This is a genomic window from Cellulomonas pasadenensis, from assembly GCF_047229365.1.
Classification (GTDB): Bacteria; Actinomycetota; Actinomycetes; order Actinomycetales; family Cellulomonadaceae; genus Cellulomonas.
Genome location: NZ_JBFTEP010000014.1, coordinates 1 through 14,722 on the forward strand (window position 1 = coordinate 1; position 14,722 = coordinate 14,722).

10 protein-coding genes are annotated in these 14,722 nt (G+C 73.7%); 2 read left to right on the top strand and 8 right to left on the bottom strand.

The window, feature by feature from the left end; translation table 11 throughout:
• The 5 genes from AB6N23_RS03590 to AB6N23_RS03610 all read right to left on the bottom strand — a co-directional run.
• Positions 1-2,140: glycosyl hydrolase 53 family protein (locus AB6N23_RS03590; RefSeq protein ID WP_412864727.1), on the bottom strand; the 2,140-nt coding region annotated here is incomplete at its 3' end.
• 77 nt (positions 2,141-2,217) lie between these two features.
• Positions 2,218-3,117 (bottom strand): sugar ABC transporter permease, encoded by a 900-nt coding sequence (locus AB6N23_RS03595; RefSeq protein ID WP_412864728.1) that lies wholly within the window; start codon positions 3,115-3,117, stop codon positions 2,218-2,220.
• Positions 3,117-4,739 (bottom strand): ABC transporter permease subunit, encoded by a 1,623-nt coding sequence (locus tag AB6N23_RS03600; protein ID WP_412864729.1) that lies wholly within the window; start codon positions 4,737-4,739, stop codon positions 3,117-3,119. Before AB6N23_RS03600 ends, AB6N23_RS03595 begins: the two co-directional genes overlap by 1 nt.
• Positions 4,740-4,856: 117 nt before the next feature.
• Positions 4,857-6,110 (bottom strand): sugar ABC transporter substrate-binding protein, encoded by a 1,254-nt coding sequence (locus AB6N23_RS03605; protein WP_412864730.1) that lies wholly within the window; start codon positions 6,108-6,110, stop codon positions 4,857-4,859.
• A 129-nt stretch (positions 6,111-6,239) separates the two neighbouring features.
• On the bottom strand, positions 6,240-8,267 hold the full coding sequence (locus AB6N23_RS03610) for a beta-galactosidase (protein ID WP_412864731.1): 2,028 nt from the start codon (positions 8,265-8,267) through the stop codon (positions 6,240-6,242).
• Positions 8,268-8,468: 201 nt separating this feature from the next.
• Here AB6N23_RS03610 and AB6N23_RS03615 point away from each other — a divergent pair, with 201 nt between their 5' ends.
• Positions 8,469-9,485 carry a LacI family DNA-binding transcriptional regulator gene (locus AB6N23_RS03615; RefSeq protein ID WP_412864732.1) on the top strand — a complete coding sequence of 339 codons (1,017 nt, stop codon included), beginning with the start codon at positions 8,469-8,471 and terminating at the stop codon, positions 9,483-9,485.
• A gap of 756 nt (positions 9,486-10,241) precedes the next feature.
• On the opposite strand, the gene AB6N23_RS03620 is transcribed toward AB6N23_RS03615, so the two are convergent.
• The 3 genes from AB6N23_RS03620 to AB6N23_RS03630 all read right to left on the bottom strand — a co-directional run bounded on the left by AB6N23_RS03620 (position 10,242) and on the right by AB6N23_RS03630 (position 12,793).
• On the bottom strand, positions 10,242-11,246 hold the full coding sequence (locus tag AB6N23_RS03620; protein ID WP_412864733.1) for an inorganic phosphate transporter: 1,005 nt from the start codon (positions 11,244-11,246) through the stop codon (positions 10,242-10,244).
• A 6-nt stretch (positions 11,247-11,252) separates the two neighbouring features.
• Entirely contained in the window at positions 11,253-11,873 is a 621-nt protein-coding gene (locus tag AB6N23_RS03625; RefSeq protein WP_412864734.1) for a DUF47 domain-containing protein, read from the bottom strand.
• A gap of 317 nt (positions 11,874-12,190) precedes the next feature.
• Positions 12,191-12,793, bottom strand: a complete 603-nt coding sequence (locus AB6N23_RS03630; RefSeq protein WP_412864765.1) for a hypothetical protein — start codon at positions 12,791-12,793, stop codon at positions 12,191-12,193.
• 241 nt (positions 12,794-13,034) lie between these two features.
• On the opposite strand from AB6N23_RS03630, the gene AB6N23_RS03635 reads away from it, so the two are divergent.
• Positions 13,035-14,528 carry a sugar porter family MFS transporter gene (locus AB6N23_RS03635; RefSeq protein ID WP_412864735.1) on the top strand — a complete coding sequence of 498 codons (1,494 nt, stop codon included), beginning with the start codon at positions 13,035-13,037 and terminating at the stop codon, positions 14,526-14,528.
• Positions 14,529-14,722: the final 194 nt, after the last annotated feature.

The following is a 14,722-nucleotide window of genomic DNA, read 5'->3' on the forward strand; positions in this document are numbered from 1 at the left end:
CGTCGAGCGCGGCCGCGACCAGCGCCGTCGCGGCGTCGACGTCCGCCTGCGTCGCGCGGCTGCCGGCCAGCACGACCTGCGCCACCTCGACGGCGGCGTCCAGGTCGGCGAGCGACGCCGGCGTCCACGCGGCGCGGTCGACCGCCCCGGCCCGCGCCACCGCGTCCGTGAGCGCGGTCGTGACCACGTCGGCCCCGGCGGCGGCGGGCGTCAGGACGAACGCGTCGACCCAGCCCCACGCACCGGCGGGCAGGTCCCCCGCGACCGCGACGGTCACGACGCCGTCCGCACCGACGACCACGTCGTCGAGCACGGGGGTGCGCTCCTGCTGCCAGCCGGCCAGCGGCAGGTCGGCGGACCGGCTGCCTGCCGCCGTCGTGGCCGTGAGCGCGACGCCGCCGGTGCCGCCCTCGAGGCTGCCGTGCCCTGTCGCGGACACCGTGTACGTGCCGGCGGGGACGCCGGTCACGGTCTGCGCGACGCGCAGCGCGTACGGCGCGTCGTCCCAGAAGTTGACGGCGCGCGCGCCCTCGGGGGCGTCGACGCCCTCCCGCACCTGCGCGTTGTCCCACGTGATCGACCACGGCGCGAGGTCGTCGTCCTCGAAGCCGGGGTTGCGCAGGAGGTTCGTGGCGGTGACGACGACGGTCGCGGTGACCGCGCGGCCGGCCGCGGTCGTGCCGCGCACCGTGTACTCGCCCGGGCCGCGGATCCAGTCGACCGCGCCGCTCCACGTGACCGGGTCCTGCTCGACGGAGCCGTCGTTGTAGGTCACGGCGACGGTGGCCGGCAGGGTGACGGGGTCGCCGTCGGCGACGGTCAGCCGGACCTGCTCGACCGACACGACCTCGCGCGGCGCGACGGCGCCCGTGCGCGCGTACCGGAACACCTGCAGGGACTCGAGCGGCGTGCCGTCGTGCGCGAACAGCGCCTGGTTGTCCCACGACGAGCCGCCGTACCACTCGCCGGCGTCCTCGGGGTCGTACTCCCCGGCGGCACTCGTCGCCCAGCCGGACCCGTCCCGCTCCCACAGCGCCCGGTTGGCCTCGAGCGCGTCGGGCGGGCCGACCGGCAGCCACGCCGGCTCCCAGTAGAAGACGCCGAGGCCCGCGTCGCCGACGGCGGCGACGGCGGCGACGACGTCCCGCACGGCGGTCGCCTGCCCCTGCACGCTCACCGGGTACGCCGTGGCCTCCGCCGGCTGGTCGATCGTGTTGCCGTGCCCGTCGCCGTCCTCCAGCGTGTACGCCCACGACGTCTCGGCGACCACGACCTGCTTGCCGTACGTCGTCGCGACGTCCCGCAGCACGCGGGTCAGGTTGTCCGGCGTGCCGTGCCAGAACGGGTAGTAGGAGCTGGCGAACACGTCGTAGTCGACGCCGCGCGCCGCCAGCTCCCGCGCGTAGCCGGCGTACCGGCCGGCCGTCTCGGGGTTCGTGAAGTGCACCGCGACGAGGGCGTCCGGCAGCACCGCCCGCACCGCTGCGCTGCCCGCGGAGAAGACCTGCGCCATGGCGTCCCAGCCGGTGACGCCCGCGACACCGTTGTTCGTCTCGTTGCCGACCTGCACCATGCCGACGTCGACGCCCGCGTCCTCGAACGCCTGCAGGCTCGTGGCGGTGTACTCGCCGACGGCCGCGACGCGCTGGTCGAGCGGCAGCCCTTCCCAGGCCTTCGGCGACTGCTGCTTGGCCGGGTCGGCCCAGAAGTCGGAGTAGTGCAGGTCGACCAGCACGCGCAGGCCCGCGGCCGTGGCGCGCCGGCCGATCTCGACGGCGCGGTCGACGTCGACGTTGCCGCCGCCGTACCCGCGGCCCTGCGCGTCGAAGGGGTCGTTCCAGACGCGCACGCGCACCCAGGTCACCTCGGCGTCGGCGAGCACGTCGAAGAGGTCGGCGGGCCGGCCGGCGGTGTCGCGGAACGTCACGCCGCTCTCCTCGAGCGAGAGCAGCGACGACACGTCGACGCCGTTCATGAAGTCCGCGGGGAGGCCGTCGACGCGCTCGACGACGACGCCGGCCTCGACCGGGCCGTCGTCGGGGGCGGCCCAGCCCGGTGACGCGGTGAGCAGCAGGGCGCCGGCGGCCGCGGTGGCCGCGAGGGCGCGCAGCGGGCGGGCGGGGGCGGGACGTGGTGACACGGTGGTCCTCTCGATCGTCGTCGTCCGAGCAGGCGGGCACGCGCGCCGTGGGCGCGCGGGTGGGGCGGTGCGGGCGGTCAGCCCTTGACGGAGCCGGCGGTGAGCCCGCCGACGATGTACTTCTGCAGGAACAGGAACAGCAGCAGCACGGGCAGCGCCGCGATGACGGCACCGGCGGCGAACAGGCCCCAGTTCGCGTTGAGCTCCTGCGAGACCCAGCCGTACATGCCGACGGCGAGCGTCCAGCGCTCCTGCGAGGTGAGGATGACGCGCGCGAGGATGAACTCGCCGAACGTCGCGATGAAGGACAGCAGGCCCACGACGGCGAGGATGGGCGTGACGAGGCGCAGGATGATCGTCCAGTAGATCTGCGCGTGCGTGGCGCCGTCGATGCGCGCCGCCTCGTCGAGCTCGCGCGGGATCGTGTTGAAGAACCCGTACATGAGGAACGTGTTGGTCCCGAGCGCGCCGCCCAGGTACACGCAGATGAGCGCCACCGTGCTGTTCAGGCCGAGCACGGGCACGACGTCGCCGAGCGCGAGCAGCAGCAGGAAGATCGACACGAACGCGAGCATCTGCGGGAACATCTGGATGATCAGCAGCGCCGTCAGCCCACCGCGGCGGCCGCGGAACGAGAACCGCGAGAACGCGTACGCGGCGGCGGCGCCCATGAGCACCGAGCCGATCGCCGTGGCGCCGCCGACCACGAGGCTGTTGACGCCCCACGTCCAGAACCGGGACGCGTTCAGCGCCTCGAAGTTCGCGGTCGAGAACGTGCGGAACAGCTCCGTCGAGCCGGTGAGCGTGCCCGTGCGGGCGACGGCGGCCGAGAGCACGTACACCAGCGGGAACGCGGCGTAGAAGATCACGACCGCGGCGACGGGGTACTTCCAGCCCACCTCGGCGAGCCAGCGGCCGCGCCGGGTGCGCGCGCGGTCGGACGTCGCCGGCGTGGGTCGGGTCGTCGTGGTGGTCATCAGAGGACCTCCTCCAGCCTGCGCGTCCGGCGGAAGGCCAGCGCGGAGATCGTGCCGATGATGAGGAAGACGATGATCGACAGCGCGCTCGCGAGCCCGTAGTCGGCGCGGCCGCCGGCGACGCCGGACAGCTGGTAGATCATCGAGATGAGGATGTCGGTGTGCCCGAGGGTGGCCGACGTGTCCGTGAACCGCGGCCCGCCGCCCGTGAGCATGTAGACCAGCGTGAAGTTGTTGAAGTTGAAGGCGAACGACGAGATGAGCAGCGGCGTCGTGGAGACGAGCAGCAGCGGCATCGTGATCGCGCGGAACGTGCGCCACCGGCCGGCGCCGTCGATGCGGGCGGCCTCCATGACGTCCTCGGGCAGCGACTGCAGCGCACCCGTGCACACGAGGAACCAGTACGGGAAGCTCAGCCACAGGTTGACGCCGATGACCGCGAGCTTGGCCAGCGTCGGGTCGTCGAGCCACGCGATGCGCGTGCCGAGGAAGAACAGCTGGTTGACCACGCCGTAGTCGGGGTTGGCGTTGAGCATGCCGCGCCACAGCAGCGCCGACAGGAACGCCGGGAACGCGTACGGGAGGATGAAGAGCGTCCGCATGACCTTGCGGCCGCGCAGGCGCGTGTCGTTGAAGACGAGGGCGAGGACGAGCCCCAGCAGGAAGCTCGTCGCCACGGTGGCGATCGCGAACGCGAACGTCCACACGGTGATCCGCAGCAGCGGGCCGGAGTAGGTGTCGTCGGCGAACGCCCGCGTGAAGTTCTCCAGGCCGACGTTCACGCGCCAGCCGACCGCCAGCGCCTCGCCGTCGTCGGAGACGAACCGGCCCTCGTCGGTGGCGCGGTAGACGACGCCGGTCTCGGTGTTCGTCAGGGTGTCGGCGGCCTCGTCGTGCACCAGCGCGGACGAGTACACCTGGCCCGTGGAGCCCTCACGCGTGCGGATCGAGCCGTCGTCCGCGTCGTCGGAGACGGGCACACGCAGGTCGACGACGCGCTGCTGGAGCGCGGTGTCGGAGACGAGCGTCGTGTACGGCACGACGTCCCAGCCGGGCACGCCCGTCACCCGCGTGCCGTCGACCGACGCGTCCGGGGCGTCGGCGAGCGGCTCCTCCGCGGAGCCGACGCGCACGTCGCCCTCGTCGACGACCGCGAAGCCCAGCTCGTCGCCCCGCTGCACGACCGTCAGCGGGTAGCTCGGCGAGTCCTCGACGCGGCGCTCCGCCTGGATGAGCAGCGCGTCGACCGCCTGCTCCTTCGTCGTGTTGTGGCCCGTGCCGTAGTTCGTCAGCGCGACGTACCCGGTGTAGCCCATGGAGAAGAGCTGGAAGACGAGCAGGAAGCCCAGCCCGGGCAGGACGTACTTCAGCGGCAGCGCCCGCCTGCTGAAGTACACCCAGTCGGCGGCGACGAGCAGCACGAGGGACGCCGCGAAGATCGCCCACGACTCCTGCGCGTACGCCGCCCACAGGATGCTCGCGCCGACGGCGTTGACCAGCGCCATGAGCGCGAGCTTCACGAGGAAGCCGCCGCCCCGGCCGTCCCACCGCCGCGCGTGCGGCTCGGGGGCGCCGGTGCCGGTGCCGGGCTCGGCCGGCGCGTGGGTCGCTTGCGTGGACATCGGGTCTCCGCCTCGTCCTTGTCTCGTCACGTCGACGTCGGTGCGCGCGGTGCGCGGGGGGGTGGGCGCCGGCCGCGGGCCGGGGGACGACCGGCGGCCGGCGCCCACCGGTGCGGGTCAGCCGCCGATCGAGCCCTGGATGTCGGCGAGCATCTTGTCCCAGGCGGCGACGGGCTCGGCCGAGCCCGAGATGATCGCGGCCTCGGCCGCGTTCCAGTGGTCCCACACGTCCGCCATCTCGGGGATGGACGGCATCGGCGTGCCGTTCTTCACCTGGGCGACGAAGCCGCCGACGACCGGGTCGGACGAGACGTCCTCCGCCACCTGGAGCAGGGCCGGGACGCGCGGGTCGGCGTCGTGCAGCGCGCGCTGCGCCTCGGGAGTCGACAGGTAGTTGACGAGGAAGTCCTGCGCGAGCAGGGCGTTGTCGCTCTGCGCCGACAGGTAGAAGCCCTGCACGCCGACGAACGGCGCGGCGGTCTGGCCGCCGGCCGACGGGATCGGCTCGACGGCGAAGTCGACGCCGGCCTCCTGGAAGCCCGTGATGGCCCACGGGCCGGTGATCGCGAACGGAGCGTTGCCGTCGGCGAACTCCTGGCGCGCGATCTCGTCGGTCCAGTCGGTGCTGAACACGCCGGAGCCCGCCATGCCGTTCTGGGCCAGCCACGTCGCGAACGCGTGGCCCGGCTCGCCGCCCATGCCCAGCTCGTTCGTGTAGGAGCCGTCCTCCTCCTGCACGAACACGGGGGCGCCGAACGACGTCTGCAGCGCGTAGTAGTTGTAGCCGTCACCCGTGGTGCCGTTGGTGTTGATGACGAACGGCAGCTTCGTGCCCGCCGCGCGGCCGACCGCGACCATCTCGTCGAACGTCGCCGGTGCCGGGTCCGGCGCGAGCGCCGTGTTGCGGACCAGCGCCACCGACTCGAGCGCGTACGGCAGGCCGTACAGCTGGCCGTCGTACGTGAACGCCTCGACCGCGACGGGCTCGAAGTCGTCCTGCACGTCCGCCAGGTCGATCGAGTCGACGACGCCGTTGACGATGAGCGAGCCCAGCCAGTCGTGCGCCCCGACCGTGATGTCCGGGCCCTCGCCCGTCGGGACCTGCGCGAGGAAGTCCGCGCGGATGTCCTCGAAGTTCTTCTGCACGAGCTCGACCGTGACGCCGGTCGACTCCTCGAACGCCTCCGCCGCGGCCGCGACCGCGGGCTCGCGGTTCTCGTCCACCCAGACGGTGAGGGTGGTGCCCGCGCCGGCGCCGTCGCCGGACGTCGGCTCGGCCGAGCTGGAGGTGTCGCCACCACCGCCGCTGCAGGCGGCGAGCAGGGCGACGGTCGCGACCATCGCGACCGGGAGTGCTGCGGTCTTGCGCATGAGCGTTCCTTCCGGTGTGGTGCCGCGGTGCACGCGTCCGGGAGGATCGCGGCGCTGCGACGGGGACGTACGGCGTGGGCCGCCGGGTGGCGGCGCACGCGGGGTGCGCGACGGGCGCGCGACGGGCGGCTAGGGGCGACCACCCCCGTGCGGGACGCGGACGACGGCGACGGCGCCCGCGGGCAGGTCGAGCGCCCCCGCGACGGGCGTGCCGCTGCGCAGCTCGACCCCCTCGGTGACGGGCACCTTCGCGTCGTCGTCCGAGTGGTTGACGGCGACGACGTAGTCGGCCTCGACGCCGTGCCGGGTGACGACCTCGAGGTCCTCGGGCAGCCCGGGCGGCGTGATGCCGGCGTCCGCGTACACGGCCGCGAGCACGGGTGCCAGCGCGTCGACGTCGAGCGCGGTCGAGACGTACCAGGCGGTGCCCGCACCGACCGTGTTGCGGGTGATCGCCGGGCCGCCCGCCGCCGGGCCGTCGAGGTAGGTCGCGACGACGTCGGCGCCCTCGAGGACCAGGTCGTCCTGCCACAGCGCCGACGGGAGCTCGCGCTCACCGCCGTGCGTCCACGCGAGCCGCGTGGTGGCGCCGGCGCGCAGCGGCAGGAACTCCTCGACCGTCAGGCCGAGCACGTCCCGCAGCGGGGCGCCGAAGCCGCCCGCGTGCACCGCGTCGTGCTCGTCGACGACCGCCGAGAAGAACGACACGAGCAGCGTGCCGCCGCCCTCGACGTACCGGCGCAGGTTGTCCGCCGAGGCCTGCGTGAGCAGGTACGACGCCGGCGCGACGACCGCCCGGTAGCGGGACAGGTCCTGCGACGGGTGGGCCATGTCGACCGTCACGCCGTCGCGCCACAGGCGCTCGTAGTAGGCGCGGACCCGTTCGCGGTGCCGCACGTCGACCGACGGCCGCCACTCGAGGTCCTGCGCCCAGAAGGACTCGGTGTCCCACAGCAGCGCGACGTCGGCGCGCACGGTGGAGCCGCGCACCTCGCCCAGCGCGCCGAGGTCGCGACCCAGCTCGACGACCTCGCGCCACACCCGCGAGCGCGTCCCGGCGTGCGGCAGCATCGCCGAGTGGAACTTCTCCGCGCCGGAGCGGGAGGCGCGCCACTGGAAGAACATCACCGCGTCGGCGCCGCGGCCGAGGTGCACGAGCGAGTTGCGGGCCATCTCCCCGGGGCGCTTCGCCACGTTGCGGGGCTGCCAGTTGACCGCCGACGTGGAGTGCTCCATGAGCAGCCACGGCCGGCCGCCGGCGACCGAGCGCGTGAGGTCGGCCGCGAGGGCGAGGCCGACGTGGTTCCGTTCGTCCGCGGCGGTCAGGTAGTGGTCGTTGCTGACGACGTCGACCTCGCGCGCCCACGCCCACAGGTCCGTGGTGGGGCACTCGTTGGCCATGAAGTTGGTCGTGACGGGCTGCGCCGCGTGCGCGCGGATGGCGTCGCGCTCGGCGACGAAGCACGCGCGCAGCTGGTGGTCGGTGAACCGGGCGAAGTCCAGGCGCTGCGCCGGGTTGGCCACGCTGGGCGTCGCGGCGGGCGCGCCCACGTGCGCCCACTCGAGGTAGCGCTGGCCCCAGAAGGCGGTGCCCCACGCGGCGTTCAGGGCGTCGAGGGTGCCGTAGCGGTCCTGCAGCCACGCGCGGAACGCGTCGACGGCGGCGGGCGAGTAGTCCTCGCCCACCGGGGCGCCGTACTCGTTGTGCACGTGCCACATCACGACCGCGGGGTGGTCGGCGTACCGCTCGGCGAGGGCGGAGGCGATGCGCACCGCCGCGGCGCGGTAGGCCGGGTGGCTCGGGGACGCCATGCCGCGCGAGCCGAAGCCGAGCACGGTGCCGTCGCGCGTCACGACGCGGGCGTCGGGGTGCGCGGCGAAGAACCAGGCCGGCGGCGAGGCCGTCGGGGTGCCCAGGTCGGCGCTGATGCCGTTCGCGTGCAGCAGGTCGAGGAGGTCGTCGAGCCAGCCGAGGTCGAGCTCGCCCTCGCGCGGCTCCATCAGCGCCCACGAGAAGATGCCGACGCTCACGAGGTTGACCCCGGCCTCGCGCATGAGGGCGACGTCCTCGTCCCACACCTCGCGCGGCCACTGCTCGGGGTTGTAGTCCCCGCCGTAGGCGATCGCGTCGCGGGGGAACCAGCTCGGGTCGGTCATGACGCTCCGTCGGGTCGCTCCGCACAGCCGTGCGACTGTGCACGGTCACAGCCTGTGACCGTGCACAGGTAAGCACGCGCGCGGACGCGACCGCCACCCCTCGAACGGGTCGTTATGTACCTGTGACCGCGCACAGGTCCGAGCGCGCCGACGCGGTCCCGCATGGCATCGCTCCCGCGGTCGCGGGTCTAGAGTCACCCCGTGGTCAGCACCGCCACGGGCCGGGGGCGCCCGACGATCCGCGACGTCGCGGCGGCCGCCGGCGTGTCCCGCGGCACCGTCTCCCGCGTCATCAACGGCGGGCACTGGGTGTCCCCCGAGGCGCGCGAGGCCGTCGAGCGCGCCATCGCCGACACCGGCTACCGCGCCAACCAGCACGCGCGCTCGCTCGCCACCGGCCGCAGCAACTCGCTCGCGTTCCTGCTCACCGAGCCGCAGGACATGCTGTTCGCCGACCCGAACTTCGCGATCCTCCTGCGCGGCGCCGCCGAGGCGCTCGCCCGCCGCGGCATGACCCTCGTCCTGCTCGTCGCCGGCACGCCGACGGAGCGCGAGAACGCCGCCGCGTACGTCGCGGACGGCCACGTCGACGGCGTCCTGCTCATCTCGACGCACGCCGACGACCCGCTGCTCGCCGACCTCGTCGCGCGCGGCATCCCCACGGTGTCCTGCGGCCTGCCGCTCGGGTTCACCGGCGAGGTCGCGTCCGTGTCGGTCGACGAGATCGGCGGCGCGCGGACGATGGTGCGACACCTGCGCTCGACCGGGCGCCGACGCGTCGCGATGGTCGCCGGCCCGCTCGACACCCCCGGCGGCCGGTACCGCCTCGACGGCTACCGCGACGAGCTCGGCGCCGACTTCGACGAGCGGTACGTCGTTCACGGCGACTACACGGTCGAGTCGGGTGCCGCCGCGATGGAGGAGCTCCTCGCGCGCGCGCCCGACCTCGACGCCGTCTTCGCCGCGTCGGACACGATGGCCGCCGGCGCGATCGCGACCCTGCGCAAGCACGGGCGCCGCGTGCCGGACGACGTCGCCGTCGGCGGCTTCGACGACGCCGGCCTCGCCGCGACCCTCGACCCGCCGCTGACGACCATGCACCAGCCGTTCGACCTCATCAGCGCCGAGATGGTCGGCCTCCTGCTCGACGTCATCGCGGGCGCGCCCCACAAGTCCGTGACGATGCCCGCGAGCCTGGTCGTCCGCACCAGCGCCTGACCACGCCCCCGGCCGGCCGGCCGGCGACCACCCCAATCACCCGCCGCCCCCGTCCCGCCCCCGCTCCACCGTCGACTGCGGTCGATGCGTCACGAGTGCGGGTGTTGCACCACCCGCACTCGCGACGCATGTACCGCACTCGGTGGACGACGCGCCGTCGCCGGGACGCACCGCCCCTGTCCGGACGCGCACCTCCCGTTGGCGTCGACGCGGCACAGGCACGGCCGCCCGCGCCTCCACCACCCGGCTCTCACGCCGACTGCGGCAGGTCGCACCGAGCGCGCGCGTTGCACCTGCCGCACTCGGTGCGAGGTACCGCACTCGGCGGAGGCAGGGCGCAGGTCGCCGAGGCGGCACCTCGCCGGGCGCGGGCACCGCTCGCACGCACACGCCCGGCACCGTCCCGGTCCCCCACACCGAGTGCGGCAGGTCGCACCGAGCGCGCCCGTTGCACCTGCCGCACTCGGTGCGAGGTACCGCACTCGACGGAGGCAGGGCGCAGGTCGCCGGGGCGGCACCGCGCCGGGCGCGGGCACCGCTCGCACGCACACGCCCGGCACCGTCCCGGTCCCCCACACCGACTGCGGCAGGTCGCACCGAGCGCGCCCGTTGCACCTGCCGCACTCGGTGCGAGGTGCCGCACTCGGCGGGGGGCCGGGGCGGGCCCGCACGGCGGCGGGCCCCCGGGCCGGCGGGTGCCGGCCCGGGGGCCCGTGCGTCGTGGTGGACGGTCGCGCGCCGGCGGCCGTGCGGGGGTCAGCCGAGGATCGGGTGGAGGATCCAGAAGACGACGGCGGCGACGAGCGCGGCCGCCGGGATCGTGAGGATCCACGCGCCGGCGATGTTCTTCGCGACTCCCCAGCGCACGGCGGAGAGCCGCTTGGTGGCACCGACGCCCATGATCGCCGAGGTGATCGTGTGCGTCGTCGAGACCGGTGCGTGCAGGTAGAACGCGTTGACGTACAGGACGACCGCGGACACCGACTCGGCGACGAAGCCGCGTGCGGGGTCGAGCTCGATGATCTTGCGGCCGAGCGTGCGCATGATGCGCCAGCCGCCGGCGTACGTGCCGAGCGAGATCGCCGCGGCGGCGGACAGCTTGACCCACAGCGGGATGCCGGCGTCCGCGTCGGCCCAGCCGACGGTCAGCAGCGCGAGGAAGATGACGCCCATCGTCTTCTGCGCGTCCTGCAGACCGTGCCCGAGCGCCATGGCGGCCGCGGAGATGGTCTGCGCGATGCGGAAGCGGCGGTTCACCTTGGACGGCGCACGGTTGCGGATGACCCACAGCAGCCCGGCCATCAGCAGGAACGCGAGGCCGAAGCCGATGAGCGGCGAGAAGATCATCGGCAGGACGACCTTGTCGACGATCGCCGAGCCGTAGATGCCGAACCCGGCGGCCAGGCCGGCGCCGACGAGGCCGCCGATGAGGGCGTGCGTCGACGACGAGGGCAGCCCGAACCACCACGTGATGAGGTTCCACGTGATCGCCCCGACGAGGGCGCACAGCACCACGACGAGCGCGGAGTGCGCGGGTTCCCCCTCGAGGTCGACGATCGCGGTGGCGATCGTCTCGGCCACCTCGGTGCCCAGCAGCGCACCGGTGAAGTTCATGACGGCGGCCATGATGAGCGCCGCCCGCGGCGTCAGCGCACGCGTCGAGACCGACGTGGCGATGGCGTTGGCGGCGTCGTGGAAGCCGTTGGTGTAGTCGAACCCGAGCGCGAGCGCGACGACGAGGACGACGAGCGCGGTCTCCACCTGTGCTCAGGACTCCTTGAGCGCGATGGTCTCGATGCTGTTCGCGACCTTCTCGAACGCATCCGCCGCGTCCTCGAGCTTCTCGACGATCTCCTTGAGCTTGAGCAGCAGGACCGCGTCGGTGATCTCGTCGAACATCTGCGCGAGCAGCTTGCGGTGCGTCTTGTCGGCCTGGTTCTCGAGGCGGTTGACCTCGACCCAGTACTCCTGGAGCGAGTCCATCGAGCGCAGCCGGGGCATGGCCTCGGCCGTCAGCTCGGCGGCGCGCTGCAGCACCTGCACCTGGTCGGACACCCGCGCGGGCAGCTCGTCGACCTTGTAGAGGACGATGAGGTCCGACGCCTCGTCCATGAAGTCCATGCAGTCGTCGAGGCTCGACGCGAGGTTGTAGATGTCGTCGCGGTCGAACGGGGTGACGAACGTCTGGTTCAGCCGCCGCATGATCGCGTGCGTGGCCTCGTCGGCCGCGTGCTCCGCCTCGGCCATCCGCTTGTTGATCTCCTTGCGGGTGGCGCGGTCGGCCCCGAGGATCTCGGCCAGCAGGTTCGCCCCCGTGACCAGGTACGAGGCCTGGGTGGCGAAGAGGTCGAAGTACGAGGTGTCGCGCGGTGTCAGGCGCAGGCGCACGGAGAGCTCCGGGGCGTGGGACGAGACAGACGCCCGGCGGGTGCACGGGCGGCGCCCAGCCTAACGGGCCGTGAACGGCAGGTGCACCGACCCCGGCCCGATCGGGGCCACGACCGGGTGACGGACGACACGGCGACGCCGCGCCCCCGGGCGACCCGCGCGGGCGATGAGGACGCCGGGCCGCGGGGCGCCTCTCGGCGCATGGCCGCTCGAAGCGGCTGAGATTGGAGCCCGGGGCCACCGCGACCCGACGTCCCGTCCAGTCTAGGCGGGGACCCGCCGGCGCACCGGTCGAACGCCCGCGGCGGTGAGGACCGTCACTCGAGCCGCCCCGCACGCCAGAGCGCAGCGGCCGCGACGAGCTCCTCGGCGGTGCGCACGAGCGACGCCGCCCCGCGCGTCGTCCGCGCCGCCGCGCCGGGGTCGACCACGTCGAGGTGGTCGGCGTCGAACGCCGCGCCCGTCGCCAGCACCTGGCAGAACGCGGCGGCCCGCTCGAGCGCCACGGCGAGGTCGCCCGCGAAGACGCCGGAGAGCACGGCGTCCGCGACGGCCCGCACGTCGGCGGGGCCGGGCGGGCTGACGACGCCCGCGACGACGTCGTGCACGGGCGCCGAGGCGACACCCATGCGGTAGCGGTCGGCCACCGTCGCGGGGTCGCGGCGCACCCACTCACGCAGCACGTACAGCCGCCACAGCGCGCCGGGCAGGGTGTCGGCCGGGCTGTCCGCCCACATCGCCGCGACCATGTCGAGGCCCTCGGTCTCGACGAGCGCGACCAGCCGCTGCACCACGTCGGGGTCCTGCGACGCGCGCGCCCGGTGCACGAGCGCGGCCGCGGTGGTGTGCGCGATCTCGCCGCGCAGCTGCGGGTCGGTGTCGCCGGGCAGCGCGTCGGCCTGCGCCGGGTCGAACGGCACGGGTCGGTGATGGCGCCGGGGCTCCTGCCCCGCGCCGCCGTCACGTCCCTCGGTCGCTGCCACCGGGCGATGATGCACCCGGGCACCGACGGGTGCCACCGCCGCCCGCGTGCACCCCCGCGCCGGGTGGGCCGCGAACCTGGTCGCCGTCGCTCCGGGTGCGGGCACCGGGGGGCAGGGCGAGAGTGGTCCTGACCAGGCGCTGGGCCCGGCCGCGAACTCTGGCAGACGGGGGTGGACGATGTCCGATCCGGTGTCCCGCAGGACCGGGCCGCACGGCGGCGAACCGGCCGGCGAGCTCAACGGCAAGCACACCGGCAAGGCGGTCGGCCTCGCCGTCGCCGCGGCGGTCGGCGGCTTCCTGTTCGGCTTCGACAGCTCCGTCATCAACGGCGCGGTCCAGGCCTTCACGGAGCAGTTCGACCTCGGCAGCGCGCTGAGCGGCTTCGCCGTCGCGGTGGCGCTGCTCGGCTGCGCGCTCGGCGCGTGGCTCGGCGGCCGGCTGGCCGACCGGTGGGGCCGCACCCGCGTCATGTTCCTCGGCGCCGTGCTGTTCTTCCTGTCCTCGGTGCTGTCCGGCATCGCCTTCGGCGTCTGGGACCTCATCGCGTGGCGGTTCATGGCCGGTCTCGGCATCGGGATCGCGTCGGTGATCGCGCCGGCGTACATCGCGGAGATCGCGCCGGCACGGATCCGCGGACGCCTCGGGTCGCTGCAGCAGCTCGCGATCGTCATCGGCATCTTCGCCGCCCTGCTGTCCGACGAGCTGCTGGCCCGGGCGACGCCCGGCGAGGGCGCGGACGCGAGCGGCGAGCTCTGGTTCGGGCTCGAGGCGTGGCGGTGGATGTTCCTCGTCGCGGTGGTGCCCGCGACGATCTACGGCGTCCTCGCGCTGCGCATCCCGGAGTCGCCGCGCTACCTGCTGAGCACCGGCAGGCGGGACGAGGCCCGGCGCGTGCTCGCGTCCGTGCTGCCGCCCGACGAGGACGCGGACGAGCGCATCCGCGAGATCGAGCACACGATCCGCACGGACGAGGCGCTGGCGTCGCAGTCGAGCCTGAGGGGCCCGCGGTTCGGCCTGCTGCCCGTGGTCTGGGTCGGCATCCTGCTGTCGGTCTTCCAGCAGTTCGTGGGCATCAACGTGATCTTCTACTACTCGAACACGCTGTGGCAGGCGGTCGGGTTCGACGAGGGCGACGCGTTCACGACGTCGACCATCACGTCGATCACGAACGTGCTGGTCACGTTCATCGCCATCGCGCTGATCGACAAGATCGGGCGTCGCCCGCTCCTGCTCATCGGCTCGGCCGGGATGACGGTGACGCTGGCGGTCGTCGCGATCGCGTTCATGAACAGCACGGGCTCGGGCGAGGACGTCAGCCTCCCGGCGCCGTGGGGCATGATCGCGGTCGTCGCGGCGAACCTGTTCGTCGTCTTCTTCGGCGCGTCGTGGGGCCCGCTGGTGTGGGTGCTGCTGGGCGAGATCTTCCCCAACCGCATCCGCGCGGCGGCGCTGGGCCTGGCGGCGGCGGCGCAGTGGATCGCGAACTTCCTCATCACGATCTCGTTCCCGCCGATGCTCAACGCGTTCGGCGCGTCCATCCCGTACCTCATGTACGCGGCGTTCGCGCTCCTCTCCTTCTTCTTCGTGCTGACGAAGGTGCCGGAGACGAAGGGCGTGCAGCTCGAGGACATGGAGGGGCTGCAGGTGCAGCGGGGCCGCCCGCGGTCCTGACCGCGAGCACCACGGGGCCCGGCACGCCGCACGCGCGGTGTGACCGGGCCCTCGTGCGTCGGGGAACAACCTCACCCCGTCAACGGTTGCCCGAGGTAACGATCCGACCTAGAGTTGCCTGGAGCAACTTTCTGTGGCGCTCGCCGTGGCGCCCACCGATCCCGACCGCCGACGCCGCCGGTCCCCCTCCCTGC

What these genes read in the sequence shown, in the direction of transcription:
- AB6N23_RS03595 (WP_412864728.1), bottom strand. Translation starts at nt 3,117, where the DNA reads ATGACCACCACGACGACCCGACCCACGCCGGCGACGTCCGACCGCGCG.
- AB6N23_RS03600 (WP_412864729.1), bottom strand. Translation starts at nt 4,739, where the DNA reads ATGTCCACGCAAGCGACCCACGCGCCGGCCGAGCCCGGCACCGGCACC.
- AB6N23_RS03605 (WP_412864730.1), bottom strand. Translation starts at nt 6,110, where the DNA reads ATGCGCAAGACCGCAGCACTCCCGGTCGCGATGGTCGCGACCGTCGCC.
- AB6N23_RS03610 (WP_412864731.1), bottom strand. Translation starts at nt 8,267, where the DNA reads ATGACCGACCCGAGCTGGTTCCCCCGCGACGCGATCGCCTACGGCGGG.
- AB6N23_RS03635 (WP_412864735.1), top strand. Translation starts at nt 13,035, where the DNA reads ATGTCCGATCCGGTGTCCCGCAGGACCGGGCCGCACGGCGGCGAACCG.